This window comes from Nocardia vulneris, from assembly GCF_001613425.1.
Classification (GTDB): Bacteria; Actinomycetota; Actinomycetes; order Mycobacteriales; family Mycobacteriaceae; genus Nocardia; species Nocardia vulneris.
Genome location: NZ_BDCI01000001.1, coordinates 473,330 through 498,054 on the forward strand (window position 1 = coordinate 473,330; position 24,725 = coordinate 498,054).

The following is a 24,725-nucleotide window of genomic DNA, read 5'->3' on the forward strand; positions in this document are numbered from 1 at the left end:
GTCAGAACTTCAGCAGGTTGGCGTCGTCGACCGAGGTCGAGCGGCGGGCACGGAAGATGGTCATGATGATGGCCAGGCCGACCACGACCTCGGCCGCCGCGACCACCATGGTGAAGAACGCGAACACCTGCCCGTCCAGGTTCGCGTGCAACCGGGCGAAGGTGACGAACGCGAGGTTCACCGCGTTGAGCATCAGCTCGATGCACATGAACACCACGATGGCGTTGCGCCGCAACAGCACTCCCGCCGCGCCGATGGTGAACAGCAGGGCCGACAGGAACAGATAGTTCTCCGGATTCACCGCTTGCCTTCCTCGTCGCTCGGGGTCTCGGTGCCGACCGAGATGACGGCCGCCTCGGTCAACGCCCGGGTGCGGCGATGCCGCAGGATGGTGCTGACCGAGAGTTCCTCGAAGGAGCCGTCGGGCAGCCGGGCCGGGATGTCGACCGCGTTGTGCCGGGCGTACACGCCGGGGGTGGGCAGCGGGGTGGCCCGGTGCCCGGCTTCGCGGAAGCGGCGGATCGACATCTCCCGCTGCCCGATCCGCGGCCCGAACTGTTCGCGGTGCGCCAGCACCATCGCGCCGATGGTGGCGGTGATGAGCAGCGCGCCGGTGAGCTCGAACGCCCACACGTACCGGACGAAGATCAGCTCGGCCAGCTCGCCGATCACATCGCGCCCCGCGAAACCGGTGGCCGGGAAGGTGATTCCGGAATCGCGGATACCGCGGGCGATACCGCTGATCAACAGCAGCCCGAAGCCGAGCCCCACCGCGGCCGCCGCGAGCTGCTGGCCGCGCAGGTTCTCCTTCAGCGATTCCGCGGAGTCGACGCCGACCAGCATGAGCACGAACAGGAACAGCATCATGACCGCGCCGGTGTACACCACGATCTGCACCACGCCGAGGAACAGCGCGTCCTGCGCCATGTAGAACACGGCCAGGATCACCATGGCCGCGGCGAGGCAGATCGCGGAGTGCACCGCCTTGCGGGCGAACACCATGCCCAGCGCGCCGACGGTGGCCAGCGGGGCGAGCACCCAGAAGTTCACCGCCTCGCCGGTGGAGGTGCGGGTGAGCGGCTCTGCGGCAAGGATGAATTCGTTCACCGCGCCCCTCCTTCCACGCCCGCGACGGCGGGCTGCTTCGGACTGTCGGAGCCGTTTACCGCGTGCGCCCCATTGGTTTCCGACGCGTTGCCCGGCACGTTGCCCCGGTAGTAGTCGCCCTCGTCGGTGCCCGGGTACATCGCGTGCGGCGGCGCGGTCATGCCGGGCTGCAGCGGCGCAAGCAGGCGGTCCTTCTCGTAGATGAGGTCGGCGCGGTTGTCGTCGGTCATCTCGTAGTCGTTGGTCATGGTCAACGCGCGGGTGGGGCACGCCTCGATGCACAGCCCGCAGCCGATGCAACGCAGGTAGTTGATCTGATAGACCTGCCCGTACCGTTCGCCGGGGGAGAAGCGGGCTGTCTCGGTGTTGTCCGCGCCCTCGACGAAGATCGCGTCGGCGGGACAGGCCCAGGCGCACAGCTCGCAGCCGATGCACTTCTCCAGCCCGTCCGGGTGCCGGTTGAGCTGGTGGCGCCCGTGATAGCGCGGCGCCGTCGGCACCTTCTGTTCCGGATAGAACTCGGTGTTGGGCTTTTTGAACATGGTCGCCGCGGTGACCGCGAACCCGGCCAGCGGATCGAGCAGGCCCGCCTTGGCGGGTTCCCGTGGACGCTCGGGCAGCGGCGGTGTCGGGAAACCCAGGAACACTGCCGAATCCGGCGCGGGCACAGCGGGTTCCGGCTCGGCCGGGGGCGCCGCCCCGCCGCGGCGGCCGGCCCGCAGGAACAGGCCGATCATCAGCCCGGAGATCAGCAGACCGCCGATCACCAGGAACGGCGTCTGCACCGCGTAGCCCTCGGCCTGCAGCACGCGGGCGGTGGCGACCAGCATCACCCACAGCAGCGAGGTCGGGATCAGCAGCTTCCAGCCCAGGTTCATGAACTGGTCGTAGCGCAGGCGGGGCAGGGTGCCGCGCAGCCAGATGAACACGAACAGGAACATCCACACCTTGGCGGTGAACCACAGCACCGGCCACCAGCCGCTGTTCGCGCCGTCCCACATGTTCAGCGGCCACGGCGCGTGCCAGCCACCCAGGAACAGGGTGGTGGCGAGCGCGGAAACCGTTGCCATGTTGATGTATTCGGCCATCATGAACATGGCGAACTTCAGCGAGGAGTACTCGGTGTGGAAGCCGCCGACGAGTTCGCCTTCGGCCTCGGGCAGGTCGAACGGCGCCCGGTTGGTCTCGCCGACCATGGAGACGCAGTAGATGAGGAACGAGGGCAGCAGCAGGAAGACATACCAGGTGCCCTCCTGCGCCTCCACGATGCCGGAGGTCGCCATGGTGCCGCCGAGCAGGAACACGGTGGCGAAGCACAGCGCCATCGCGATCTCGTAGGAGATCACCTGCGCGGTCGAGCGCAGCCCGCCGAGCAGCGGATAGGTGGAGCCCGACGACCAGCCGGCGAGCACGATCCCGTACACCCCGATCGAGGTGATCGCCAGGATGTAGAGCACCGCCACCGGCAGGTCGGTCAGCTGCAGGGCGGTGCGATGCCCGAGCACCGACACCTCGGGCCCGAACGGGATCACCGCGAACGCCATCACCGACGGGATCAGCGAAATGACCGGCGCCAGAATGTAGATCGGCTTGTCCACGATGGCAGGAATGATGTCTTCCTTGAGCGCCATCTTCACGCCGTCGGCGATGCTCTGCAACATCCCGTACGGGCCGATCCGGTTCGGGCCGATGCGCATCTGCATGCGCGCCACGATCTTTCGTTCCGCGACCACCGCGATCATCGGGGTGAGCAGCAGGAAGACGAAGATGGCGAGGGACTTCGCGATCACCAGCCACAGCGGATCGTGGCCGAAAAGACTCAGATCACTCATGCCTGTGCTCCTTCATCCGCTCGTCGGCGCGTCGCAGGGTGACGATGCCGCCGGGGTGGGTGGCCAACTGTTCGGCGATCGCGCTGCCGGGTGAGTGTTGCGGCACCCAGACCACCCGGTCGGGCAGGTCGCTGATCATCAGGGGCAGCGTGATGCTGCCGTGGGCGCTGGCGACGGTCACCAGATCGTCGGTGACCGCGCCGATTTCGGCCGCCGTGGTGGCGGAGAGCCGGGCCACCGCCGGGCGGGCGATGCCGGCGAGGTTGGGTTCGCCGTCCTGCATCCGGCCGTCGTCGAGCAGCATCCGCCAGCTGGCCAGTACCGCGGTGCCCGGCGCCGGCTGGGTGAGCGGGTGTGGCCGATGCGCGGGCGCGGCGACCGGTGCGCCGTCCCAGCCGCCGAGTTCGGCGAGTTCGGCACGCGCGGCGTCGGTGTCGGGCAGGTCGAGCCCGACCTTCATCTCCTCCGCGATGGCCTGCAGCACCCGCTGATCCGACAGCGGCGCGGACTGGCGGCGCACCATGTCGTCGCCGAGTGCCGCCGCGAACGGCCGCGCTCTGCCCTCCCAGGTGAGGAAGGTGCCGGCCTTCTCCATCGCGGTGGCCACCGGGAAGACCACGTCGGCGCGCTCGGTCACCGAGCTGTGCCGCTGTTCCAGGCTGACCACGAACCGGGCTGCGTCGATGGCGGCGAGGGCCCCGGCCGGGTCCGGCAGGTCGGTCACGTCGACGCCGCCGATCACCAGCGCGCCGAGACCGGGCGCGGCCTCCAGGATCGCCGCGGTGTCCCGGCCGGGCGTGGCCGGCAGGTCGGTGACGTTCCAGACGGTCCGAACCTGTTGCCGGGCAAGCGGATCGACAACGGGGCGGCCGCCGGGCAGCAGGCCGGGCAGCGCGCCCGCCGCCACCGCGCCGCGTTCACCGGCCCGCCGCGGCACCCAGGCCAGCGCGGCCCCGATCTCGTCGGCGAGCCGAACCGCGGCCGAGAGCGCCCCGGCGATGCCCGCCATCCGCTCGCCGACCATGATCACCGCGCCGGGTGCGCGCAGCAGCCGGGCGAGATCCGCGAGCTGGCCGGGATCGATTCCCGGCGTGCCGTTTTCGCCGCCGCGGATGGCGTCGAGCAGATGGGGTTCGGCGCCGGGCATGGCGCGCACCAGCTTGCCCGCCATCCGCTCCAGGCCGCGGGAGGCGAACGGGGCCAGCGAATAGATCGGCAGGCGGCGCCGCCGCGCGGCCTTGCGCAACCGCAGATAGACGATCGGCGACTCTTCCTCGGGCTCGAAGCCGACGAGCAGCACGACCGGCGCGGTCTCGAGGTCGTCGTAGGTGACCGTCAGGCCCTGCCCGGCGACGCGGGCGGCGAGGAAGTCCGCCTCCTCCGCCGAGTGCGCCCGGGCCCGGAAGTCGATATCGTTGGTGCCCAGCGCGATTCGGGCGAACTTGGCGTAGGCGTAGGCGTCCTCCTGGGTGACCCGGCCGCCGACCAGCACACCCGCGCTGCCGTGCGCCGCGGCCAAGCCTTCCGCGGCCGCGGCCAGCGCCTCGGACCATGAGGCGGGGGCCAGGTTGCCGTCCCAACCGCGGACCAGCGGGGTGGTGAGGCGGTCGCGTTCGGTGGCGTAGGCGAAGGCCCAGCGCCCCTTGTCGCAATTCCATTCCTCGTTGACCTGCGGGTCGTCCCCGGCCAGGCGGCGCAGCACCTTGCCGCGCCGGTGGTCGGTGCGCTGGGCGCAGCCGGAGGCGCAGTGCTCGCACACATTCGGACTCGACACCAGATCGAAGGGCCGGGCCCGGAACCGGTAGCTGGTACCGGTGAGCGCGCCGACCGGGCAGATCTGCACGGTGTTGCCGGAGAAGTAGGAGTCCAGCGGTTCGGCCTGCGCGGTGCCGACCTGTTGCAGCGCACCGCGTTCCAGCAGTTCGATGAACGGGTCGCCGGCCACCTGCTGGGAGAACCGGGTGCAGCGCGCGCACAGCACGCAGCGTTCCCGATCCAGCAGCACCGCGCTGGACAGCGGAATCGGCTTGGGATACGTGCGCTTCTCGCCCTCGAACCGGCTCTCGGCGCGGCCGGTGGACATCGCCTGGTTCTGCAGCGGGCACTCACCGCCCTTGTCGCAGACGGGGCAATCGAGCGGATGGTTGATGAGCAGCAGCTCCATCACGCCCTCCTGCGCCTTGTCCGCGACCGGCGAGGTGAGCTGGGTGCGCACCACCATGCCGTCGGTGACGGTCATGGTGCAGGAGGCGACCGGTTTGCGCTGGCCCTCGACCTCGACGATGCATTGGCGGCAGGCGCCGACCGGATCGAGCAGCGGGTGATCGCAGAAGCGCGGGATCTGGATGCCGATCAGCTCGGCGGCCCGGATCACCAGGGTGCCCGCAGGCACGCTCACCGTTGTGTCATCGATGGTGACCGACACCAGGTCCGCGGGTACGGCTGCGGGTGCACTCTTGACCTCGGCTGCGGGCGCAGCCGTCGTCCGGCCGCCACCCCTCATCGAATCACTTTGTGATGCCGGCCCACCCGCCGCCCGGCCACCACCCCTCATCGAATCACTCTGTGATGCAGTCATTTTGCCTCCTTTGCCCACGCCGTGGACCGCGCCGGGTCGAACGGGCAACCGCCGAGCCGCAGATGGTCGACGTATTCGTCGCGGAAGTACTTCAGCGACGAGATGATCGGGCTGGCCGCGCCGTCACCGAGCGCACAGAACGACTTGCCGTTGATGGTGTCGCTGATGTCGAGCAGCTTGTCCAGGTCGGCCTCGGTGCCGCGGCCCTGTTCGATGCGTTCGAGCAGTTGCACCAGCCAGTAGGTGCCCTCGCGGCAGGGGGTGCATTTGCCGCAGGACTCGTGCGCGTAGAACTCGGTCCAGCGCAGCACCGCGCGCACCACGCAGGTGGTTTCGTCGAAGATCTGTAAGGCCTTGGTGCCCAACATGGATCCGGCCGTGGCGACACCCTCGTAATCCAGTGGCACGTCGAGGTGCGCCGCGGTGAACAGCGGCGTGGACGACCCACCCGGCGTCCAGAACTTCACCTCGTGGCCGTGGCGCACACCACCGGCGTAGCCGAGCAGTTCACGCAGCGTGATGCCCAGCGGCGCTTCGTACTGCCCGGGCCGATGCACGTGACCCGACAGCGAGTAGAGCGTGAAGCCGGGCGACTTCTCGGTGCCCATCGCGCGGAACCATTCCGTGCCGTGCAGGATGATCGCGGGCACGCTGGCAATGGATTCGACGTTGTTCACCACGGTCGGGCAGGCGTACAGCCCGGCGACGGCGGGGAACGGCGGCCGCAATCGGGGCTGGCCGCGGCGGCCTTCGAGCGAATCGAGCAGTGCGGTTTCCTCACCGCAGATGTAGGCACCCGCGCCCGCGTGCACGATGAGTTCGAGGTCGTAGCCGGAGCCGAGGATGTCGTTGCCGAGAAAACCTGCCTCATAGGCCTGTGCGACGGCGGCCTGCAGGCGGCGCAGCACCGGCACCACTTCGCCGCGCACATAGATGAACGCGTGCGCGGCGCGGATGGCGTAGGCGGCGATGACGACGCCCTCGATCAGCGCGTGCGGACTCGACAGCATCAGCGGAATGTCTTTGCACGTACCGGGTTCCGACTCGTCGGCGTTGACCACCAGGTAGTGCGGTTTGGTGACGCCGTCGGGGCCCGGGCCCTGCGGGATGAAGCTCCACTTCATGCCGGTGGGAAAGCCCGCGCCGCCGCGGCCGCGCAGCCCGGCGTCCTTGACGGTCTGGATGACGTTGTCCGGCTGCATCGCCAGCGCCTTGCGCAGCGCCTGGTAGCCGTCGTGGCGGCGATAGGTGTCCATCGTCCAGGACTGCGGGTCGTCCCAGTACCGGGTGAGTACGGGGGTCAACGTCATGTCAGGCCTCCGAATCCTGTTGCAGTACCGAGGTTTGCGCGGGATCGGGGGCGGCCATGCGCTGCTCGCGCGCGACTTCCAGTCCGGCCAGGGTGGCCGGGCCCGCCGCGCCGTCGAGCACGCCGGGCCGCTCGTCCGGGAAGCCGGCGAGGATGCGCGCGGTCTCCTTGAACGTGCACAGCGGCGCGCCCCGGGTCGGCGTCACCTGCTGACCCGCGCGCAACGCGTCGACGAGGGCCTGCGCCGATTCGGGGGTCTGGTTGTCGAAGAACTCCCAGTTGATCATGATCACCGGGGCGAAATCGCAGGCCGCGTTGCACTCGACGTGCTCGAGGGTGATCTTGCCGTCCGCGGTGGTGTCGCCGTGCGCGATACCGAGATGCCGTTCGAGCGCGGCGAGAATAGCGTCGCCGCCCATCACCGCGCACAGCGTGTTCGTGCACACGCCGACGTGGTAGTCGCCGGTCGGGGTGCGCCGGTACATCGAATAGAAGGTGGCGACGGCGGTGACCTCGGCGCCGGTCAGACCCAGCTGGTCGGCACAGAAGTCGATGCCGGTGCCGGTGACGCAGCCTTCCTCGGCCTGCACCAGATGCAGCAGCGGCAGCAGGGCCGAGCGCGGCTCCGGATAGCGGGCGATGATCTGTTTGGCGTCGAGTTCGAGCCGCTCGCGAATGAACGGCTGGAACGGTTCGGGCCGCGTGCTGAGCTTCAACAGAATTTCCGTCATCGGTCTACTCCGCCCATCACGGGGTCGATGCTGGCGACCGACGCGATGACGTCGGCGACCATGCCGCCCTCACACGTCGCCGCCACCGCTTGCAGATTGGTGAACGAGGGATCGCGGTAGTGCACCCGGAACGGCCGGGTGCCGCCGTCGCTGACCATGTGCACGCCGAGTTCGCCGCGCGGCGATTCGACGGCGGTGTACACCTGACCCGCCGGCACCCGGATGCCCTCGGTGACCAGCTTGAAATGGTGGATCAGGCCCTCCATCGAGCTGCCCATGATCTTGCTGATGTGCTTGGGCGAATTGCCGAGTCCGTCCGGGCCGATCTGCAGATCGGCCGGCCAGGCGATCTTCTTGTCGTCCACCATCACCGGGCCGGGCCGCAGCTTGTCCAGGCACTGCTCGACGATCTTGAGTGACTCCTTCATCTCGTCCACCCGGATCACGTAGCGGCCGTAGCAGTCACAGCCCGTGGTGGTGGGGATGTCGAATTCGTAGTTCTCGTAGCCGCAGTAGGGCTGGGCCTTGCGCAGGTCGTGCGGCAGGCCGGTGGCGCGCAGCACCGGACCGGTGATCCCCAGCGCCATGCAGCCCTGCAGGTCGAGGTAGCCGATGTCCTGGGTGCGGGCCTTCCAGATCGGGTTGGCGGTGAGCAGCTGCTCCATGTCGCGCAACCGTTTCGGCATGAGCGCCAGCAGTTCCCGGACCTTGGTCACACCGTCGTCGGGCAGATCCTGGGCCAGGCCGCCGGGCCGGATGTAGGCGTGGTTCATCCGCAGGCCGGTGATCGTCTCGAAGACGTCGAGGATCAGTTCGCGTTCCCGGAAACCGAACAGCATCGGGGTCAGCGCGCCCAGTTCCATGCCGCCGGTGGCCAGCGCCACCAGGTGCGAGGAGATGCGGTTCAGTTCCATCAGCATGACGCGAATGATGTTGACCCGCTCCGGGATCGCGTCGGTGATGTCGAGCAGCTTCTCCACCCCGAGGCAGTACGCGGTCTCGTTGAAGAACGGGGACAGGTAGTCCATCCGGGTGACGAAGGTGACGCCCTGGGTCCAGTTGCGGAATTCCAGGTTCTTCTCGATGCCGGTGTGCAGATAGCCGATGCCGCAGCGGGCCTCGGTGACGGTCTCGCCCTCGATCTCCAGGATCAAACGCAGCACGCCGTGCGTGGACGGGTGCTGCGGGCCCATGTTGACGACGATGCGTTCCTCGCCGGCGCCGCGCAGCGAGTCGGCGACCTCTTCCCAGTCCTGTCCGGCGACGGTGACGACGGTGGGTTCGGGCCCGGCGTCACGGGGATCGAGCTCGGTCTCGTGCGCCCCCTCCGTCACCTGGCCGCTACTGCGCACGGAATCGTTGTGCGATGCAGTCATCAGTTGTACGCCCTCCGCTCGTCGGGCGGCGGTATCCGCGCGCCCTTGTACTCGACCGGGATCCCGCCGAGCGGGTAGTCCTTGCGCTGGGGGTGACCGCGCCAGTCGTCGGGCATCAGAATTCGAGTGAGCGAGGGGTGCCCGTCGAAGAGGATGCCGAAGAAGTCGTAGGTTTCCCGCTCGTGCCAGTCGGTGGTCGGATACGCCTCGTACAGCGACGGGATGTGCGGGTCGGCGTCGGGCGCGGCCACTTCCACGCGCAGGCGCCGGTTGTGCGTGATCGACATGAGCGGGTACACGGCGTGCAGTTCGCGGTCGGCGTCTTCGGGATAGTGCACCCCGCTGACGCCGAGGCACAGCTCGAAACGCAGTGTGGCCGTGTCGCGTAACGCGCGCGCGACGACAACGAGATGTTCGCGCCGCACGTGCAGGGTGAGTTCGCCGCGGAAGACGACGATCTTCTCCAGCGCCGTCTCCAACCGCAGGCCGCCCTGGTCGAGCACGGTGCGCAGCGCGTCGACGATCTCGTCGAAGTAGCCGCCGTAGGGCTGGGGCGAACTGCCCGGCAGGCTGACCGGGCGGACGAGCCCGCCGTAGCCGGAGGTGTCGCCGGTACCGCGCACGCCGAACATGCCGTGCCGGGTGCCGATCACCTCGTCGGGTTGTTCCGGGATCGGTCGCGTGCCTTCCGGGCCCGCCGTCGCCGCGGCATCGATCTCGTCGTGCGCGGCGGTGGTGGTGTTGTTGTTGTCGGGGGAGTCGAAAGTCATCGCAGCAGCCCCTCCATCCGAATGGTGGGCGTCGAGGCCAAGGCCGCCTGCTCGGCGGCGCGCACGGCCTCTTCCCGGTTGACCCCGAGCGGCATCTCCTGGATCTTGGCGTGCAGCGTCAGGATCGCGTTCAACAGCATCTCCGGCCGCGGCGGGCAGCCGGGCAGGTAGATGTCGACCGGTACCACGTGATCGACGCCCTGCACGATGGCGTAGTTGTTGAACATCCCGCCCGACGACGCGCAAACACCCATGGCAAGAACCCATTTCGGCTCGGTCATCTGGTCGTAGACCTGTCGCAGCACCGGCGCCATCTTGTTGCTGACCCGGCCCGCGACGATCATCAGATCGGCCTGCCGCGGCGAGGCGCGGAACGCCTCCATGCCGAAGCGGGCAATGTCGAAACGGCCTGCGCCCGTGGCCATCATCTCGATGGCACAGCAGGCCAGACCGAAGGTGGCGGGCCACAGCGAGCCCTTACGCAGATATCCGGCGAAATCTTCGACCGTGCTCAGCAGAAAGCCGCTGGGCAGTTTTTCCTCGAGACCCATATCCGACTAACCTTCACTTCCACTCGTCGCCCGAACACGCTGTGCGGCAGTCAGTCCCAACTGAGCCCGCCGCGTCGCCATTCGTAGGCGTAGGCCACGGACACGTTGAAGATGAACAGCGCCATCGCGGCGAGACCGAAGAGACCGAGTGCATCGAAGTGGACTGCCCACGGGTAGAGGAACACGATCTCGATGTCGAAGATGATGAACAGCATGGCGGTGAGGTAGTACTTCACCGGAAAGCGTTGACCTGTAACGTTTCCCGGGCCACCGGCCACGGCGTGCGGGGTCGGTTCGATACCGCACTCGTAGGCCTCGAGTTTGGCCCGGTTGTACCGCTTCGGGCCGACGAGGGCCGCCATGATGATGGTGAACACCGCGAACGCCGCAGCGACCGCGCCTAGTACAAGAGTCGGCATTTCGATATTCACGACTGCCCTCTCCCTTGGTGTGAGCCGGCCCCTTCCTGGTGGGCTGGAGCCTGCGGGTGGGCCGCCCGTTAGCCGGACGGCAGCTTCCGAGGCGGGCTGACGTCGTTGTCCGCCTCGGCCAGACTCGCCCCATGGCCTGCTCGGCGCGGGGTGATGGCTGTGCCCGCGCACCTGTGAGCTAGGGCACAGCCTACAACCGATATGTCTGGGTGCCGCAGCTTTGACTGCTGCGTTTGATCTAATTCGTGACGCGGATTTATGACTGAAACGGTGGTAATCGCAAGGGCTGTCACGTGACGTTGGTCGACCGGTCAGTCGGTGTCGTGAAAAACCGCTCCTCGGAGCAGGTTTCGGGTGATGGCCAGGGCTTTGCTCTTAGGTGAGCCTCACCGCAATATCCATCGCTCCGCCGGACTTGAACGGGAGGCCGATAAGCGACGTCAGCGATAAGTCCGCAACCGGAAGTCGTCTTACGTAGCGGCAGACCGAATTTCGATTAATGCAGGCTGTGCATCAATGCCTGCGCTGAAAGTGGTACGGCGGAACCGCTCAGGCTGCCGAACGGTTGCGCAGCAGTCCGACCACGGCCTCGGTCAGCCGGATCGGGTCGATCGGATGCGAGACCGCCGCCTCGGCGCGCGACCAATTGGCCAGCCAGGCATCGTCGGGCCGACCGGTGAGCACGAGCACCGGTGGGCAGTGCTCGATTTCGTCCTTGAGTTGCTTGGCGATGCCCAGCCCGCCGGTCGGGGTGGACTCGCCGTCGAGGATGACGAGATCGATGCCGCCGGCGTCCATGTGCTGGATCACCACGGGGCCGGTGGCCACTTCGAGGTAGTCCAACACCGGTAGCTCGGGATGCGGCCGTTTACCCAACGCCAGGATCACCTGGCGCCGCGTATCGGCGTCGTTGCTGTACACGAGGACCCGCAGTGAGTCGGCCACGACCGCATGCTACTTCCGCCGAGCCCACCCCCGTGGCATCTTCGATCAGATCCGGGGTTTCTCGCGCGTCGTACGGCCCGCGCCGCGCGTCGCCGGGAGTGCTTGCGCCCGCAGGGTAATCGCAAGTTGTCCATAAGAATCGGCCGGTAGCATCCCCGCAATGCGGGGCGATCTCACACAGGTCCTCGTCGATACCGACGTGTGGACCGATGACATGCTGAACAGTGCCGGGATACCGGTGATCGATGTGCCGTTCGTGACGATCGGCAGTGGGATCGGCTCGTTCGTCACCTACGACACGTTGCGCATCTTCGGCGTACCCGCCCAGGCGATGGCCGTGCTCGGCCCGCAGCAGCATCCGTGGTCCTCCTATGAATACCTCACCCGGGTCTCGCAGATCCCGCGCGGCGAGCGACTGCGTAGCGACTCCGCGTCCGAGCCGGACAACATGTGGGGCTTTCCCTCGTACGCGGTGCGTGAGGCGATCGCGGACAAGTCGATCAAGCCGCTGTGGAATGTGTTCGTGGAGCCCATCTTCGCGAACTATTACACGCCGCGGGCCGGGCAGGCGTTCGTGGGGATGGAACGCGAATTCCATCGCATCGGGTACGCGAGTTCGTTGCATCGCGGGCATGTTCGCATGGTGCGCAAACGGCACGGCGGCGGCTATTTCACGATCCTCACCCCGCCCGCGGATTCCACGCCGACCAAACGGATCGCGTTCCGCAGCACCTATGTGCATGTGGCCGTGGGATATCCCGGGCTCAAGCTGCTGCCCGATCTCCAGGAATATCGCGAGACCCATCGCGATCCCACCCGCGTGGTCAACGCCTACGAGCCGCACGAGCACGTCTACCAGGCGTTGCAGCGCCGACCGGGGACGGTGCTGATCCGCGGTAGCGGGATCGTCGCGAGCCGGGTGCTGCAGCGGCTCATCGACGATCGCGACCGGCTGAACCTGAACACGCAGATCCTGCATCTGTTCCGGACCTACGTCGCCAAAGCGCACGGCAAGAATGTGTTCAACCGGCGCCCCGGCTCGCACGGCTGGGCATATCAGGGGTTCAACTATCCGAAATCGGTGTGGGGCGGGCAGCTCAAACAGAATATCCGCAACCTGCAAGGCGAACAGCGGGCCGAGGCCTACAAGGAGATCTCGGGAACCAACACCCCGATCCGGAATTCGTGGCAGAAACAGTTGCGGCGCGGCCGGGCCGAAGGGTGGTATCAGGTGATGGCCGGGACCATGCGCGCCCCGCGGCCCGCGGAGGGACGTCAGGGTGTGGTCGCGACGATCCTGCCGGACGTGACTGCCGAATTGCCAGTGCCGCCGCCGACCCAACCGTTCGACACGACGGTCGATTACATCATCGACTGCACCGGGCTCGAAGCGGATATCCGGGAACATCGCCTGCTCGCCGATCTGCTCGAGCACACCGGGGCCGGGCGGAATCCGGTCGGGCGGTTGGACGTCGACACCACCTTCGAGTTGATCGGCACCCGAAGTGGCACCGGACGCATCTATGCATCCGGTAGCGCGACACTGGGCGGGCCGTTCATCGGCGTCGACACGTTCCTCGGGTTGCAGATCGCCGCACAGGAGATCGCCGACGATCTTGCGGCGCTGGGGTTCTGCCGCCGGATGGGTCCGCTGCGCTCGACGAGCCAGTGGTGGTCATGGGTTACGAACAAGAAGATCTGAGCTGATGCTGCCAACCTTGAACGGGCGAATCCAGACCCGTGTGCTCGCGCTGAGTGTGATCGGCGCCTTCGTCGCCCTGCTCATCACGCCACTGCTGCCGACCGGTTCGCTGAGCCTGGGCCAGGCCTATCGGGTGACGCTGTCGGTGCTGCTCGCCACCGTTCTGGTCGGCGTGCTGTGGGAGTTGCTCTACCATTTCTTGCAACAGTTCCGCTGGGAAAAGGACTGGCCGACGCTGTTCGGCTTCCTGACCGTGATCAACGAGGGGGCACTCATGTGGGTGCTCGTAGACCACACCACCATCGTGCTCCCCGAGCACCTGCACCCCTCGCTCACCGCGTTCCTCATCCAGTTCGTCCTCACCTGGATGGTGTTCTGGCTCATCGTGAACGGGCCGCTGCGGGTGCCGTTCCATCGTTGGCGATTCCAAGGTGGCAGGTTCCTGTGAACAGGCAGATCGAGGTCCTTCCCGGCGCGCACCTGGTGGCGAGCGCCGGTGGCGTGGTCGTTGTCGTCGCCCACCGGTCGGTGACGCCGGTGACCCCGGCATCGATCGCGGGCCGCACCATGACGGCGCTGCTCGGGATCGTCCGGCGGGTCGCCGCCGACGAACCCCGCCGCAGCGGGCGAACCGTCGCGCGGCTGGCCACGAACTGGCTGATGAGCCTGGAAAACGGCGACGAGGACGACGTCGAATTCGGGGTACTCACGCCGACCGACACCGGCCTCGCCGTCTTCCTGCACGGCGGGGTGAGCGCGATCCTGGACGCAGGTCCGCGCACTGAGATACTGCGCGGCCGCGAAGCCGGATTCACCGTCGACCGGGTGGTGCTACCGGCGCCGTCCGTCGGTGCCGGACTGTTCGTCGACGAAGTCGGCCTCGACATCGAAACCTTGCCGACCCGTGGGGTTTTCACGTTGACCGGGGGGACGACACCCGGGGCGGGAGCCGTCCTGTGGTTCGGCGCGAACGAGGCGGCGCTCGGGGGTATCCCGCCCGCGGAAGGTGCGGCGGGATCCGCTGCGGCACGGCACATCGCTCCGCCGCCCGTACCCGGAAACGCACCGGCAGCCACAACCCAGCCGCCACCCGCCCCGCCCGGAATCAGCCACCCGCCCACCGACGTCCGGCCCGACACCGCACCACCAGTTGCCGGGTCCAGCGCCACGAACCTCCGCAAACACCCCGAACCCGCCCCCGCCCAGCCCGGTTCGCACCGCACCCCCGGTGGCGCACAAGGGGTTTCGCAGTCGCCCGAGGGTGATGAACGAGACCGTCCTGGCAAGGGTGCGCGCCACGTCGTCGCCTCTGAAGATGATGACCACGGCCATACCGCGCGTGAACCACACGACGAAAGCGGCACCGCTCCGGCGCGTGATCCCGGAGTGGCCGGGCTCCCGACGGCTGCGGCAGTCGTTCATGGGTCGGCCACGAGTGACATGCAAGGACGTGCCGGCAGCAAGCCATACAGTGCGGCCGCCACCGATCCAGGGCGCGATCACGGGGCAGGCGATGGTCCGTCCGGTGTCGGTGCATCCCCGGGCGCGGGAATTCGGGGCACGGCTGTGGGCGGCGATCCGGCAGGCGCTGCCGGCGAGTCCGATCCGGGCAGGGGGCCGTCCGCTGGATTCAGTGCTGCTCCACGGAGTTCGGCGTCAGGCGCGAGCTCGTCCGGCCTCGTGCCGCGCAGTGTAGGTTCGGCGCACGAGGCGGTGGGTGCAGACGATCGTCCCACCGAGTACATGCCGCCTGCGGGCACCGATCGCGCTGCGTCGGCTGAGAGCGGGGCGCCCGCCGATATGGGTGGCGGTGAGGCCGGCGACGATGAGCGGCCGACGACGTTCATGCCGCCTGCGGGGAGTGAAAGCGGTGCGCCCGGTGGAGTACGGGCGGAGCGTAGTACGGATCGTGGTGGTGTGGTGGCCGGGCGTGGTGACGCGCCGACAGAGTATGTCGCGGCTGCCGATGGTGGGTTGTCCGCGTTCGCGGGAAGTGTGGTGCCTCGGGGTGATCAGCGGCCTTCGAAGGATATGCCGCGTTCAGGGGATGATGCGCCGACGGAATTCGTGGACAGTGGAGCCGTGGAGTCCGCCCTGGGCCGTGCGATTCGCAGCGAGCGAGCGGCCCGGGGCAGCGAGACAGGCGACGGAATTTCGCCGTCGGGATACGTTGCGGCGGAGCGTGGTTCGGCGGAGGGCGGTGACGCCCCGACCGAGTACGTTGCATTGGCGGATAGCGGGGCGGGCGGGACGCGCGGCACCGACGTCGGTCGCGGCGGTGGCAGCGGGGCAGGGAAACGTGAGGCGGAAGCTGGCGGTGACGCCGACAGTGCAGCGTCGAGCGTCCCGGGTGACGCTGTGCAGGACTCCGGGGTGGCCGATGAGCGGCCGACGTCGTATATGCCGCCGGCGGGTGTTACCCCGCCGCGTCTGGTGAAGCCGTCGAATGTGGGTGCACCGCTGTCGAACACGGGCCCGCAGGAGCGGGTGGTGCACGACCAGGGTTCCGGGCCGGTGCATTACGGCGGTTCGGAGATCGATATGCAGGAGACCGTGGTGCCGACCTCGGCGCGGACTCCGCACGTACCCGAGGTGGCGTCGAGTGATCCGGGGGTGGTGATCAAGGGGTTCAAGTGTGCCCGTGACCATCTCAATGATCCGCGGGTGTCGTTCTGCGCGGTGTGCGGTATTCGGATGGATCAGCTCACCTGCGTGCTGACCGACGGCGTGCGCCCACCCTTGGGCTTGCTACTGCTCGACGACGGCACCTCCTTCGTCCTCGACGCCGACTGCGTCCTCGGCCGCGAACCCGAACACGCCGAGGCGGTCTCGCGCGGTGCCCGCCCGGTCCGCCTGGAGGACCGCTCCGGCGGCATGTCCCGCGCGCACGCCGAGATCCGTTTGGTCGACTGGGATGTCACCGTCGTCGACGGCGGCTCCACCAACGGCACCCACATCCGCCAGCCCGGCCACCAGGATTGGTCCCGCGCCATCCCCGGCCACCCGGTCAAACTGATCCCCGGCGCCCAAGTCCAATTAGGCAGCCGCGTAGTAACTTTCGACTCCCAGCACGGCCAACTCTAGGTGCCATCGGGGAGCGTCGAACCACTACGTCCAAGCGACTTCGCAGCCCACGCACACGATCCCGATGACCGGGCGATCACTTGCTCAGCATGGGGCCGACAGGGGCCAATGTGCCGGCCACGCCGATCCGGGCACCGGCGCGCCCTCGGGCGACACGCCGAGGTTCCGTTGGTCGGTTGATCAGGAGGAATTGGTGGCGGCATCGGCCGAGAGCCTGCCGCCACCAGTTCCTCCTGATCGATCGTCCAGCTCCAGCGGGCGCAGGTTCTGCGTCGGGAACTGAAGCGTTCAGCGCTCTTTCGGCGCGGACGACGGGTCGGCGTGGACGTGGGCGCGCATTCCTTGGGGGCCGAACAGGATGAGGAGTTCGACGGCGCCGCCGTCAGCGCTACCCAGCCAGTGGGGGACGGCGGTGTCGAATTCGGCGGCCTCGCCGGGCGGGAGGGTGAAGTCCCGGTCACCGAGCACCAGGCGCAGGTGGCCGTTGAGCACGTAGAGCCATTCGAAGCCTTCGTGCGTCTGCGGTGTGGGTTCGAGCGGTTCCGGGCGGGCAGGGATGATCATCTTGAACGCTTGGATCCCACCCGGCCGCCGGGACAGCGGCACGAAGACCATGCCGTAGCGGCGGATCGGTTTGAGGTGGATGCGCGGATCGCCGGTGCGGGGCGCGCCGACCAGGTCGTCCAGCGGGACGTCGTAGGTGCGGGCCAGCGGCAGCAGCAGTTCGAGGGTCGCGCGTCGTTGCCCGCTTTCGAGCCGGGACAGGGTGCTCTCGGAGACGCCGGTGCGGGCGGCGAGGTCGGCGAGGGTGAGGCCACGCTCGCGGCGCAAGGCGCGCAGGCGGGGGCCGACCACGTCGAGCACGTCTTCGGTTTCGCGGTCCATGCCGCCCATCTTGCCGGAACCGCAAGTTTGCGTGCCAGATGGTGATGGGGCTGGCGAGACTGGGCGCGTCACGACAAGTTAGGAGCCCCGATGAGCACCACCGATGCGGTCACGTTCTGGGACGGCGTCTATGCGAACCGTCCGGCCGCGACCGATCCGACGCCGAATGATCGACTCGTGGAAACGGTCACCGACCTGCCGCCCGGTGCCGCGCTGGATCTCGGCTGCGGCAATGGCGGAGACGCGCTGTGGCTGGCGCGGCGCGGATGGCGGGTGACCGCGGTAGACATCTCCGCGGTCGCCGTTGCGCGGCTCGCGGAACTCGCCGCCGCGCACGGACTGGGTGCGCGGGTCCAGCCGGAACAGCACGATATGCGGGAGTCCTTCCCGCCGGGGCAGTTCGAACTGGTCACCGCCCACTACCTGCACACGCCGTTCGATCTGGACCGGGCTGCGTTATTGCGGCGGGCCGCGCATGCGCTGCGGGTGAGCGGGCTGTTGCTGGTCGTCGATCACGGGTCGACCGCGCCGTGGTCGTGGCAGCAGGATCCCGATCTCCGGTATCCGAGTCCGCTCGAGGTCGCGGCCGACCTGGCATTGGATCCGGCGGCGTGGACGATCGACCGGGCGGTCGCGGCCCCCCGGAACGCGCGCGGCCCGGACGGGCGCACCGCCGAGGTCGTCGACCACATTCTGCTCATTCGCCGCATCACCTGAAAGGAGCTCCCTCGTGCCGACCACCAAGCGTCGTAAGGACGCGCCCCCGCCGCGCACCGGAAGCAGCGAAGCCGCAACCCTGCGCGGGTTTCTCGACTACCTGCGCGATTCGATCGCCGCGAAGGTCGACGGTGCGCCCGAACCACAGGTCCGCACCGCCGCGGTGGCGTCGGGGACGAATCTGCTCGGCCTGCTCACCCACCTGACCGCCGTCGAACGCTCGATGTTCCTGGGTGACAACGTCACCGACTGGCAGGCGACCTTCCACGCCGACCCGGCGGACACCGTCGCCGAGGTCGTCGCCCGCTACCGGGCAGCAGTCGCACGAGCGAACGAAATCCTCGACGGCTGTACAGATCTCACCGCACCCATCCCGCGGCCGGGCCGTCCGGCCCCCAGTGTCCGCTGGGCCCTGGCGCACATGATCGAAGAGACCGGGCGCCACGCAGGCCACGCCGACATCCTGCGCGAACTCATCGACGGAACCACCGGACGCTGAACCGAATTCCTGGCCGAGCGGCGCGGACGGGCTGCTGACCGACAAGGCGGCTCGTTACCAGGCCGTAGGACCTGAACCGGGCCGGGTGGGCGGATTCGCCGGACACCATTCACCTTTGAAAGGAAGCTATGAAAACCGAATCGCGGCCGATGCCGAACAGTTTCGCGCGCTCGATGGGAGCACTTGTTTTCGCTCTGACACTCACGATCGGTACTGCGGCGTGCACCACGACGGCGGCTGATGCGGTGCCGCCGTATGCCGTTGCTACGCAAGGTGATCCGAAGTTCGAGAATACCTTCCGGCACGAGTTCGCGGATGTCGACGGTGTCCGTATGCATTACGTGAAGGGCGGCAGTGGTTCGCCGGTGGTGTTGATCCACGGCTGGCCGCAGACCTGGTTCGGCTGGTGGCCGATCATGCCCGCCCTCGCCGAGAACCACACCGTGTACGCCGTCGATCTGCCCGGGCTGGGTGACAGTACGGGTTCGCCGAGCGGTTACGACAAAGCGACGCTGGCCGAGTATGTACACACGCTGATCGCGGATCGGCTCGGGGTGCGCGATGCCCAGGTGATCGGGCATGACTTCGGTGCCGCGGTGGCCTTCCAGTACGCCAGCCGATTCCCCTCCGACACCGCACGTCTCGGCTATCTCGACCTGCCGCTGCCCGGGCCCGCGATCGACGGCCCCACCTACCGGTCGCTGAGCTGGCATATCGCCTTCCACGCACAGCGCCGCGTCCCCGAGGCGGTGGTGCGCGACGATGTGCGCGACTATCTCGCCCTGTTCTACCCGCAGGTCTCGTTCGGCGGGACGGCTTTCGGCGGCACCTCGGACCGCTCGCCGTTCACCGATGCCGAAATCGACGAATTCGCACGGACTTACCGCAAGCCCGAGGCCCTCTCCGGTGGTTTCGAACTCTATCGAGCCCTCGACCAGGACGTCCGCGACACCGTGGCCGCGACACCGACCACCGTGCCCACCCTCCTGCTGACCGCCCAGGGGCAACTCGACCCGGTCCGCGCCACCGCCGCCCCCCGAATGACCAACATCGTGCAAGCGGCCGACGTCCCGCACGCGGGCCACTGGCTGGTCGAGGAAAACCCCGAGTTCGTCACCGCGCAACTACAGCGTTTCCTGCAGTGACCGCCACCGAGCGCGCCGGTCGAACCGGGACTCGGCGACAGCGGTTGCTCTCCGGACCCGCTGTTTTGGCTGACCCGGCTGCCGCAACCGAACCGCGCCCCGGCTGTTGCGAGCGGTCCGCCGGCTGATCGTTGCCAAGCCCGCGCGGCTCGGCCTGGACGCGTGGGCGGCACAGTAACGTGGTGCCGTGCGGCCGATGCGGATGGGGTTGGGGAAGCGGGGTGCGTGGGCGGGGCTGCTCGCGGGCGTCGGGGTGCTCGGTGTGCTCGAGGTCGCGGTGCTGCATTTCGTGGTCGGGGCCTATGCCCCGCGGGTGGTGACCGCTGTGCTCGACGTGCTGTTCGGTGTGCCGACGCTGGCCTTGCTGGTGGCGATGGCTTCACCGCTGTGGAGTGTGCAGCGGGTGGACGCCGAGCGGTTGCGGCTGCGGTTCGGCTGGCTCGCGGCTCTCGACGTGCCGCTGGGGATCGTCCGCACCGCCGAGCCCCACCGGCCGAGCGTCCGCCATCCCGCGCAGACGGGTCTGGATTTCGCGGAAGAATCCGCCACCGTCTCGCTGATCCGTTCGCCCGCTTCGGAATTGGTCCGCGTCGAGTTCACCGAAGAGGTGCCCGCGCGTATGCAAGGATTCCGCCGGGTACGTGCATGCTCGGCGGTCTTCAGCGTCGACGCCGCCGCCGAGTTCTGCGCCGCGATCACCGCCCGCCGGTCGAGCAAGTGACGCGGCGGCCGACCGTCGATCGCGAATCATGCACCCGCTTCGCACTTTCCGTGCTCACCGGCATGGCGAATGTGCCGTTCCAGGGGCCGGGCAGCGCCGCACGTGGCCAGGTATTCCCGACCGGCGCGGGGCATCACCGGTCGGCGTCTCCCACCGCCTCATTCGCGCCGGCGCGGGCGGCTCCCTCCTCACGCTGGGTGGAAAGCATCGCCGCCCACTTCGGCAGTGTCACAGAGGTGGTTGAGGAACAGGCGGGTGGTGGGGGTGGGGGTGCGGGTGGTGATGGCGTGCCAGGGTCGGTCCATGGGGGTGCCGGTGACCGGAAGGATCTGCAGCGCAGCGGTTTCGAGGTCCTGGGAGACGGCGTCGCTGTGAATCAATGTGACGCCGAGACCTTCTCGGGCCGCGGCGAGGACGGCACCGTGACTGCCGAGGGTCAGGGTGGGCGGCGCGAGGTCGAGTTGCTCGAGCAGTCCGAGGGTGGCGTCGCGGGTGCCGGACCCGCGCCCGCGCAACAGCCACGTGGCGTGCAGCGGGCGCTGGCCTGCCGTGCCGACGACGACCAGGCGGCTCGGTCGGCGCGCGCGAATCACGAGTCCGGTGTTGCGAGGCGGGCGGCCGGCGATGACGAGATCTGTTTCGTGGTGCTGTAATTCGAGGAACAGTACGTCGCGCGGGTGCACCGAGAGGCTGAGTTCGATATCGGGGAAGCGGTGACGAAACGAGGCGAGCGGGCGCAGCAGCACGTATTCGCCCGCGGTGGCGACGACGCCGATGCGTAGTCGCCCGGTTTCGGCCTGCTGGACGGCGGCGTGTGCTTCGTTCATCAATCCGAGGATGCTGCGGCAGTACCCGGCGTAGACGCGGCCGGCCTCGGTGAGCACGATGCCGCGCCCGGACTTGGCGATCAGCTCGGCGCCCAACTGTTTCTCGATGTGCGCGACCGCCGCGGAGACGGCGGCCTCGGTGATGTGCAGCTGGGCGGCGGCGCGCCGGATGCTGCTCACCCTGGCCACGACCAGGAAAGTTTCCATCCTGGCGGCACTGACCGCTGCCATCCGCCGACGGTAGCAGACTTCGACGGTGACTCTGGTGCCATAGGAATTGATGGCGTCGCGGGAGCGGCGCGCGGGTGGTGATCTGTGGAAACATCGGATCTGTCAGGGTCAACCCGACGGCGGCGCGTGACTCCCCTTCCGCGCCGTGCTCGAACACCCCGGAGTGGTGCGCGCTCCGGGGTGTTCGTAGCGATTCCGGAAGTTTTCCAGCACGCCTTGCCGCCCTTTTCCCGAATACGGGCCCGCCGAAACCTTACTTTTTGGTTGAGCTTACGCAGGAACAATCAAATTGTTTGTTGTCCGCGCTGCCGTCATCCTGGAATTCGCAAGGCGCACAACCCGAATCGCCGGACGCGCCTGCCGATCACCGACCGCCAGGAGGAACGATGGCCGAAGCAACCGAGCGGGACCGGTGGGATCCGGGTGTCCAGTCGTATGCGTCGATGGGGTATTACGCGCCGGACTATCAGCCCTCCGATACCGATGTGCTGGCCGTGTTCCGGGTGACGCCGCAGCCCGGCGTCGATCCGATCGAGGCGGCGGCCGCGGTGGCGGGCGAATCGTCCACGGCGACATGGACGGTGGTGTGGACCGACCGGCTCACCGCGCACACCAAGTATCAGGCCAAGTGCTATCGGATCGACGAGGTGCCCGGCCGGGCGGGCGAGTATTTCGCTTATATCGCCTACGATCTCGACCTTTTCGAAGAAGGTTCGATCACCAATCTGACCTCCTCGGTGATCGGTAATGTGTTCGGCTTCAAACCTTTGCTGGCCCTGCGGCTGGAGGACATGCGCATTCCGGTGGCATACGTGAAGACGTTCCAGGGCCCGCCGCACGGCACCGTGATGGAGCGCGAATACCTGAACAAATACGGCAGGCCGCTGCTCGGCGCGACAGTGAAACCGAAACTGGGTCTGTCGGCACGCAATTACGGCCGCGTGGTGTACGAGGCGTGCAAGGGCGGCCTGGATTTCACCAAGGACGACGAGAACATCAATTCCCAGCCGTTCATGCGCTGGCGAGATCGCTACCTGTACGCGATGGAGGGCGTGAACCGCGCGATCGCCGAGACCGGCGAGCTCAAGGGCCATTACCTCAATGTCACCGCCGCGACGATGGAGGACATGTACGAACGCGCCGAGTTCGCGAAGGAACTGGGCAGCGTCGTGATCATGATGGACCTGACCGTCGGTTACACGGCGATGCAGTCGATGTCGCATTGGGCGCGGCGCAACGGGGTGCTGCTGCATCTGCACCGGGCCGGGCATTCCACCTTCACCCGGCAGAAGACGCACGGGGTGAGTTTCCGGGTGCTGGCCAAGTGGTGCCGGTTGATCGGTGTCGATCATCTGCACGCGGGCACCGTCGTCGGCAAGTTGGAGGGCGATCCGGCGACGACCAAGGGGTTCTATGACACGTTGCGGGACAACCACATTCCCACCAATCCCGGCAACGGCATCTTCTTCGATCAGCAGTGGGCGAGCCTGCCCGGGGTGATGCCGGTCGCCTCCGGCGGCATTCACGCCGGCCAGATGCATCAGCTGCTCGATCTGTTCGGTGACGATGTGATCCTGCAGTTCGGCGGCGGCACCATCGGCCATCCGCTGGGCATCGCGGCGGGCGCCGAGGCGAACCGGGTGGGGCTCGAGGCAGTGGTCAAGGCGCGCAACGAAGGTCGCGATCTGCTGAAGGAAGGACCCGACGTGCTGCGCAAGGCGGCCGAGAGCTGCCGCCCGCTCGAGGTCGCGTTGGCGACCTGGGGCGATGTCACCTTCGACTACGCCGCCACCGACGCACCCGACGCGGTGCCGACGGCGACCCGCTGACCGTCCAGGAGCCACTCATGTATCTGCGTCACGGAACCTTTTCCTATCTGCCGGAATTCACCGATGCCGAGATCGCCGCGCAGGTGCGTTACGCCCTGCTCAACAGCTGGCCGGTGTCGATCGAATACACCGACGACCCGCATCCGCGCAACGCCTACTGGGAGATGTGGGGCCTGCCGCTGTTCGACCTGGACGAGCCCGACGGCGTGCTCGCCGAGATCAACGCCTGCCGTGCGACATTCCCGCACCATTATGTGCGGGTGCTGGCCTATGACGCCCGCTACGGCAGGCAGACGACGGCGCTGAGTTTCCTGGTGCAGCGTCCGGGCGACGAGCCGGGTTTCGTGCTGACCCGTGCCGAGGGCCCGGATCGACAGCAGCGCTACGGCTTCCGTTCCTATGCCACCGACGATCGCCAGGGGCAGCGGTATGGCGGCTGAACACAACGGTTTCCGGCTGCACCGTCCCGGCACCGGCGACGGCAGGCCGGTGCGCGCCGAGCCTGCCGCCGAGGCCGGGCCGCCGCCGCTGGACGACGATGCGCTGCTGGATCTTTCGACCGATATCGCGGGCAACGACGTCGAGGAGACGCTGCGCAGGCTCGACGCCGAACTGGTCGGGCTGGCGAATGTGAAGGGCCGGGTCCGGGAGATCGCGGCACTGCTGCTGATCGACCGGGCCCGGCAGCGGTTCGGGTTGAGTTCGTCGCGGCCCACCATGCACATGAGCTTCACCGGCGGCCCGGGCACCGGCAAGACCACTGTCGCGCTGCGCATGGCCGAGATGCTGCACGCGCTGGGCTATATCCGTAAACCGAAGGTGCACACCGTCACCCGTGACGATCTGGTCGGCCAGTTCATCGGCCACACGGCGCCCAAGACCAAGGAGGCGCTGGCCAAGGCGGCGGGCGGGGTGCTGTTCGTCGACGAGGCCTACTACCTGTTCCGCCCGGAGAACGAGCGCGATTACGGGCAGGAGGTGATCGAGATCCTGTTGCAGGAGATGGAAAGCGAACGCGACAGCCTGGTGGTGATCTTCGCCGGCTATCCGGATCGGATGGAGCGCTTCTTCTCCGCCAATCCGGGCCTGTCCTCGCGGGTCGCCCATCATCTGGAATTCGCCGACTACACGCACGCGGAGTTGCTCGGTATCGCCGAATTGATGGTGGCGCGGGAGAACTTCCGGTTCGATCCGGCCGCGCACACCGCGTTCGCCGAGTACCTGACGGTGCGGATGGCCCGGCCCCGGTTCTCCAACGCGCGCAGCGTGCGTAACGCGCTGGACCGCTGCCGGCTGCGGCAGGCGAAAAGGCTGGTGGAGCTGCACCGGCCGCTCGGCAAGTCCGATCTGATCACGCTGACCGACCGGGATGTCTACGGCAGCAGCGTGTTCGAGCACGACCGGAGCACCACCGCGCCGCCGGACGGGCCGGGCGCGCGGGCTCCGGTGTGAGGA

The 24,725-nt window shown here is 68.0% G+C and carries 23 protein-coding genes; 10 read left to right on the plus strand and 13 right to left on the minus strand.

Going from position 1 to position 24,725, the window contains the following annotated elements; all coding sequences use genetic code 11:
* Position 1 precedes the first annotated feature (1 nt).
* From nuoK to NVU01S_RS01910, 11 genes are all read right to left on the minus strand, one after another.
* The gene (gene nuoK / locus NVU01S_RS01860; protein ID WP_029892786.1) at positions 2-301 is read right to left on the minus strand and encodes an NADH-quinone oxidoreductase subunit NuoK; all 300 of its coding nucleotides are present in this window, start codon (positions 299-301) and stop codon (positions 2-4) included.
* Entirely contained in the window at positions 298-1,107 is an 810-nt protein-coding gene (locus NVU01S_RS01865) for an NADH-quinone oxidoreductase subunit J (protein ID WP_043674223.1), read from the minus strand. Before NVU01S_RS01865 ends, nuoK begins: the two co-directional genes overlap by 4 nt.
* Positions 1,104-2,939, minus strand: a complete 1,836-nt coding sequence (gene nuoH, locus NVU01S_RS01870) for an NADH-quinone oxidoreductase subunit NuoH (protein ID WP_043674220.1) — start codon at positions 2,937-2,939, stop codon at positions 1,104-1,106. The genes NVU01S_RS01865 and nuoH overlap by 4 nt, the downstream gene beginning before the upstream one ends.
* Positions 2,932-5,442 (minus strand): NADH-quinone oxidoreductase subunit G, encoded by a 2,511-nt coding sequence (locus tag NVU01S_RS01875; protein ID WP_082032156.1) that lies wholly within the window; start codon positions 5,440-5,442, stop codon positions 2,932-2,934. The genes nuoH and NVU01S_RS01875 overlap by 8 nt, the downstream gene beginning before the upstream one ends.
* Positions 5,443-5,513: 71 nt before the next feature.
* Complete coding sequence (nuoF, locus tag NVU01S_RS01880) at positions 5,514-6,827, minus strand: NADH-quinone oxidoreductase subunit NuoF (RefSeq protein ID WP_043674212.1); 1,314 nt, start codon at positions 6,825-6,827, stop codon at positions 5,514-5,516.
* 1 nt (position 6,828) lies between these two features.
* Complete coding sequence (nuoE, locus tag NVU01S_RS01885) at positions 6,829-7,557, minus strand: NADH-quinone oxidoreductase subunit NuoE (RefSeq protein ID WP_043674210.1); 729 nt, start codon at positions 7,555-7,557, stop codon at positions 6,829-6,831.
* The gene (nuoD, locus tag NVU01S_RS01890; RefSeq protein WP_043674207.1) at positions 7,554-8,933 is read right to left on the minus strand and encodes an NADH dehydrogenase (quinone) subunit D; all 1,380 of its coding nucleotides are present in this window, start codon (positions 8,931-8,933) and stop codon (positions 7,554-7,556) included. The genes nuoE and nuoD overlap by 4 nt, the downstream gene beginning before the upstream one ends.
* Positions 8,933-9,703: an NADH-quinone oxidoreductase subunit C gene (locus NVU01S_RS01895; RefSeq protein WP_244467338.1), complete on the minus strand. Its 771-nt coding sequence runs from the start codon at positions 9,701-9,703 to the stop codon at positions 8,933-8,935. Before NVU01S_RS01895 ends, nuoD begins: the two co-directional genes overlap by 1 nt.
* Positions 9,700-10,254, minus strand: a complete 555-nt coding sequence (locus tag NVU01S_RS01900; protein ID WP_014984960.1) for a NuoB/complex I 20 kDa subunit family protein — start codon at positions 10,252-10,254, stop codon at positions 9,700-9,702. The genes NVU01S_RS01895 and NVU01S_RS01900 overlap by 4 nt, the downstream gene beginning before the upstream one ends.
* Before the next feature lie 50 nt (positions 10,255-10,304).
* The gene (locus NVU01S_RS01905; protein ID WP_228832056.1) at positions 10,305-10,673 is read right to left on the minus strand and encodes an NADH-quinone oxidoreductase subunit A; all 369 of its coding nucleotides are present in this window, start codon (positions 10,671-10,673) and stop codon (positions 10,305-10,307) included.
* Positions 10,674-11,234: 561 nt separating this feature from the next.
* On the minus strand, positions 11,235-11,630 hold the full coding sequence (locus NVU01S_RS01910) for an Rv3143 family two-component system response regulator (RefSeq protein ID WP_043674204.1): 396 nt from the start codon (positions 11,628-11,630) through the stop codon (positions 11,235-11,237).
* A 160-nt stretch (positions 11,631-11,790) separates the two neighbouring features.
* Here NVU01S_RS01910 and NVU01S_RS01915 point away from each other — a divergent pair, with 160 nt between their 5' ends.
* Genes NVU01S_RS01915 through NVU01S_RS44735 form a run of 3 tightly spaced genes read left to right on the plus strand, consistent with a single transcriptional unit; the run spans position 11,791 to position 16,416 of the window.
* Positions 11,791-13,332, plus strand: a complete 1,542-nt coding sequence (locus NVU01S_RS01915) for a hypothetical protein (RefSeq protein ID WP_052280837.1) — start codon at positions 11,791-11,793, stop codon at positions 13,330-13,332.
* 4 nt (positions 13,333-13,336) lie between these two features.
* Positions 13,337-13,780: a hypothetical protein gene (locus NVU01S_RS01920; RefSeq protein WP_043674202.1), complete on the plus strand. Its 444-nt coding sequence runs from the start codon at positions 13,337-13,339 to the stop codon at positions 13,778-13,780.
* Positions 13,777-16,416, plus strand: coding sequence for an FHA domain-containing protein (locus NVU01S_RS44735; RefSeq protein ID WP_052280836.1), 2,640 nt, complete (start codon positions 13,777-13,779; stop codon positions 16,414-16,416). The genes NVU01S_RS01920 and NVU01S_RS44735 overlap by 4 nt, the downstream gene beginning before the upstream one ends.
* Positions 16,417-16,704: 288 nt before the next feature.
* Here NVU01S_RS44735 and NVU01S_RS01930 read toward each other — a convergent pair whose 3' ends face one another.
* Complete coding sequence (locus NVU01S_RS01930) at positions 16,705-17,301, minus strand: helix-turn-helix domain-containing protein (protein ID WP_043674353.1); 597 nt, start codon at positions 17,299-17,301, stop codon at positions 16,705-16,707.
* 90 nt (positions 17,302-17,391) lie between these two features.
* On the opposite strand from NVU01S_RS01930, the gene NVU01S_RS01935 reads away from it, so the two are divergent.
* From NVU01S_RS01935 to NVU01S_RS01950, 4 genes are all read left to right on the plus strand, one after another.
* Complete coding sequence (locus tag NVU01S_RS01935; protein WP_043674199.1) at positions 17,392-18,018, plus strand: SAM-dependent methyltransferase; 627 nt, start codon at positions 17,392-17,394, stop codon at positions 18,016-18,018.
* A gap of 13 nt (positions 18,019-18,031) precedes the next feature.
* Positions 18,032-18,517 (plus strand): DinB family protein, encoded by a 486-nt coding sequence (locus NVU01S_RS01940; protein WP_043674197.1) that lies wholly within the window; start codon positions 18,032-18,034, stop codon positions 18,515-18,517.
* 332 nt (positions 18,518-18,849) lie between these two features.
* Complete coding sequence (locus tag NVU01S_RS01945) at positions 18,850-19,662, plus strand: alpha/beta fold hydrolase (protein WP_244467337.1); 813 nt, start codon at positions 18,850-18,852, stop codon at positions 19,660-19,662.
* A 196-nt stretch (positions 19,663-19,858) separates the two neighbouring features.
* Positions 19,859-20,383, plus strand: coding sequence for a hypothetical protein (locus NVU01S_RS01950; protein WP_156161690.1), 525 nt, complete (start codon positions 19,859-19,861; stop codon positions 20,381-20,383).
* Between the two features lie 188 nt (positions 20,384-20,571).
* Here the strand turns inward: NVU01S_RS01950 and NVU01S_RS01955 are convergent, their stop codons facing one another.
* Positions 20,572-21,441: a LysR family transcriptional regulator gene (locus tag NVU01S_RS01955; RefSeq protein ID WP_244467336.1), complete on the minus strand. Its 870-nt coding sequence runs from the start codon at positions 21,439-21,441 to the stop codon at positions 20,572-20,574.
* Positions 21,442-21,827: 386 nt separating this feature from the next.
* On the opposite strand from NVU01S_RS01955, the gene NVU01S_RS01960 reads away from it, so the two are divergent.
* The 3 genes from NVU01S_RS01960 to NVU01S_RS01970 are packed head-to-tail and all read left to right on the plus strand — an operon-like array spanning position 21,828 to position 24,722.
* Positions 21,828-23,270, plus strand: coding sequence for a form I ribulose bisphosphate carboxylase large subunit (locus NVU01S_RS01960; protein WP_043674191.1), 1,443 nt, complete (start codon positions 21,828-21,830; stop codon positions 23,268-23,270).
* Between the two features lie 17 nt (positions 23,271-23,287).
* Positions 23,288-23,710 carry a ribulose bisphosphate carboxylase small subunit gene (locus tag NVU01S_RS01965; RefSeq protein WP_043674188.1) on the plus strand — a complete coding sequence of 141 codons (423 nt, stop codon included), beginning with the start codon at positions 23,288-23,290 and terminating at the stop codon, positions 23,708-23,710.
* Positions 23,700-24,722, plus strand: a complete 1,023-nt coding sequence (locus NVU01S_RS01970; protein ID WP_052280835.1) for an AAA family ATPase — start codon at positions 23,700-23,702, stop codon at positions 24,720-24,722. The genes NVU01S_RS01965 and NVU01S_RS01970 overlap by 11 nt, the downstream gene beginning before the upstream one ends.
* Positions 24,723-24,725: the final 3 nt, after the last annotated feature.